The organism is Paenibacillus sp. 01T442, assembly GCF_056398345.1.
In genome coordinates this window covers 1-2,302 of sequence record NZ_JBFTPF010000181.1, presented here as the reverse complement: position 1 = coordinate 2,302, position 2,302 = coordinate 1, and the positions used below count along the sequence as shown (strand labels likewise).

3 protein-coding genes are annotated in these 2,302 nt (G+C 36.5%); all 3 read right to left on the bottom strand.

Annotated features, from left to right (window positions below):
* Nucleotides 1-212: DUF1871 family protein (locus AC1DLM_RS35195; protein ID WP_477572600.1), on the bottom strand; the 212-nt coding region annotated here is incomplete at its 3' end.
* A 603-nt stretch (nt 213-815) separates the two neighbouring features.
* Nucleotides 816-1,277: a GNAT family N-acetyltransferase gene (locus AC1DLM_RS35190; protein WP_441991661.1), complete on the bottom strand. Its 462-nt coding sequence runs from the start codon at nt 1,275-1,277 to the stop codon at nt 816-818.
* 91 nt (nt 1,278-1,368) lie between these two features.
* Complete coding sequence (locus AC1DLM_RS35185; RefSeq protein WP_441991662.1) at nt 1,369-1,758, bottom strand: hypothetical protein; 390 nt, start codon at nt 1,756-1,758, stop codon at nt 1,369-1,371.
* Between the last annotated feature and the right edge of the window lie 544 nt (nt 1,759-2,302).

The following is a 2,302-nucleotide window of genomic DNA, read 5'->3' as shown; positions in this document are numbered from 1 at the left end:
GCTTTCTTAAAACATTCTTCATACCCAAATGGCTCACCAAAACTAATTGAAAATATCTCTTGTATTCGGMTTGCTAATTCTTCGACTGTATTAGCATCTGCTAAAGATTCTGTGACCCTCTTGATTTCAGAATCAAATTCATCATCAGGTGCATGTGGTAAAAGACCAAACGGATTCCATTCATGAATGACCTTCCTTACAATATCCCTCATATTTATCACCTATTTAATTAATTAGCATATATTTTCATTCTTTCATTAAGCAATAATACCATATACTGGAACGAACGTCTTTATCCCATCGCTTCAAATACCACTTATAGTCGAGCGGTGGAAGCGCTATACCCCTTTCACCACTAAAACAACTTCATTTTGATGCCCCCCTCCTACACAACAACATCAGAACTCCTAGAAAGCCTTCTAAGGCATGTTTGAATCCCACGCAAAGCTTCTTACACACTCCTTTCAGAGCCGTTCATAAGCCCACACAGCCCTTTTCCTACTATTATTTCCATTGTCAAATAGTATACTATTTAGAGGGAGAACGAATTAACTGTAACTCCATGTGTCATAAATTTCGCCTAGCATTTCTGAAATTTTAAAATTGATTTACCATCATTTGAAATATGTAATCAGACAGCTGATACACGAAACAATCGGATGCATTACGGTGAACCGTACCATAAATAGATTGAGATAAAAAATACATGTTCCACCACGTTCTTCTGCCAGTTACCTCAACAGGCTGCCGATTGCCGGCAGCCTGTTGTTTGTTGTACTCTAGTTATCCGTCCCTCGATTCAATGCCATGACATCTCACCAATGTTTTTCCATCGCTTCTTCGCAGTGAGCAAAGCCATTTCTTGAATAAAACTGGACACTGTTGCTGCTGGGCCAAAGAATAAGAAATTCAACTTTATTGTCTTTGGACCATTTTTCCATAGCGATATGAATCTCTGTTCCAATACCTTGGCTTCTAAATGCGGGACGAGTATAGACATTTGTAACATAACCATAGTAAGGGTCTCGCGATTTACCAGGTCTTGGTACTTTATCTATCAATTGCAGATACATATGTGAAACTATGTTATTTTCAAATTCTGCAACCCAAATGTACCAATCTCGGCTTTCAATCGCCTTGATCAAAAACTCACTACAAATCTGGTGAAACTCCTCAAAACTAACCGTACTAACCCCATAATCCTCTGCAGAGAAGTCCCAACGCATTTGAACAAGTTCATCGACATCATCTAAGGTAGCCAATCGTACATTTGCCATTCAATTGCCTCCTAATTTTATATATTACCAATTTATTTAATTGAACTAACATTCGCCCGTTAGTAGTACAATAACAAAGTATATTGACATCTCAATAAACGTATTTAGAGCCAAGTCCCCAATATTTATATTCGTATTCCGTGGGATTGTTTATTAAATGTTCAGAACGTTCTATCCAGTCAATTAAACGAAGTGATTTTGCTGTTTTCTTCACTCTTTCAAGGAGAACAACAAGATTCATTACAGCTTCTTTTTTCCCTGTTTTAACAATATCTCCAGTGAAAACATACAAGCTGCTCAGAAAAAAAGAGAGATGTTTGCATTTTTCATCCTCAATCAGCTCACAGATCATCGGAATGTTATCATTGCTATTAACCGCTAACTCCCAGTCCTGTTCAGGAATTTTCTCACTACTATAAGCCCACGCCCTGATTTCCTGTTGACTTGGATTCCATGCATGTTGTGCATCTTTAAATATCAAATGTATGTTACCCCCTGAATATTATTTATAGATTTCTTGTCTCTTAAGCTCTCGTTCTTATGTTTAGAGTAATAAGAATCGCTAGTTAAATCTCTTCAATAGACTCATCTTTAAAATGAAAATGTTCGTGATGAATAGCATCCATCCCAATTAACTTTCCGTTCTTTTTATGCTAGTAAGAAAAATCATTGTTAATTGGCATCCGAAGCAGTTGATAGTTATTATCTCTGGGCATGGATTCAATTTGCTTTAAGGCTGATTCGCGTGTTGTGAATATGCCAACTGGAAAGAAATTAGGGAATGATTTTGTATTATCCGCTACGGAATCATGGCTATAAAGAAAATAGTTACTGACTTCTTCATGTGGTGTTCTCCTAAGGTTCCAATAGCTTTAGAAAACATTGGATTAAGATTTATTCCCGAAATCGATTTAACTATCTCCCGTTTCTTCGCTGTCAGATATACCATATATATCTACTAATTCAACTGACCTCTTACAACAAAAACAATAATTACTAACAATATTAATATTAATACCAAACCC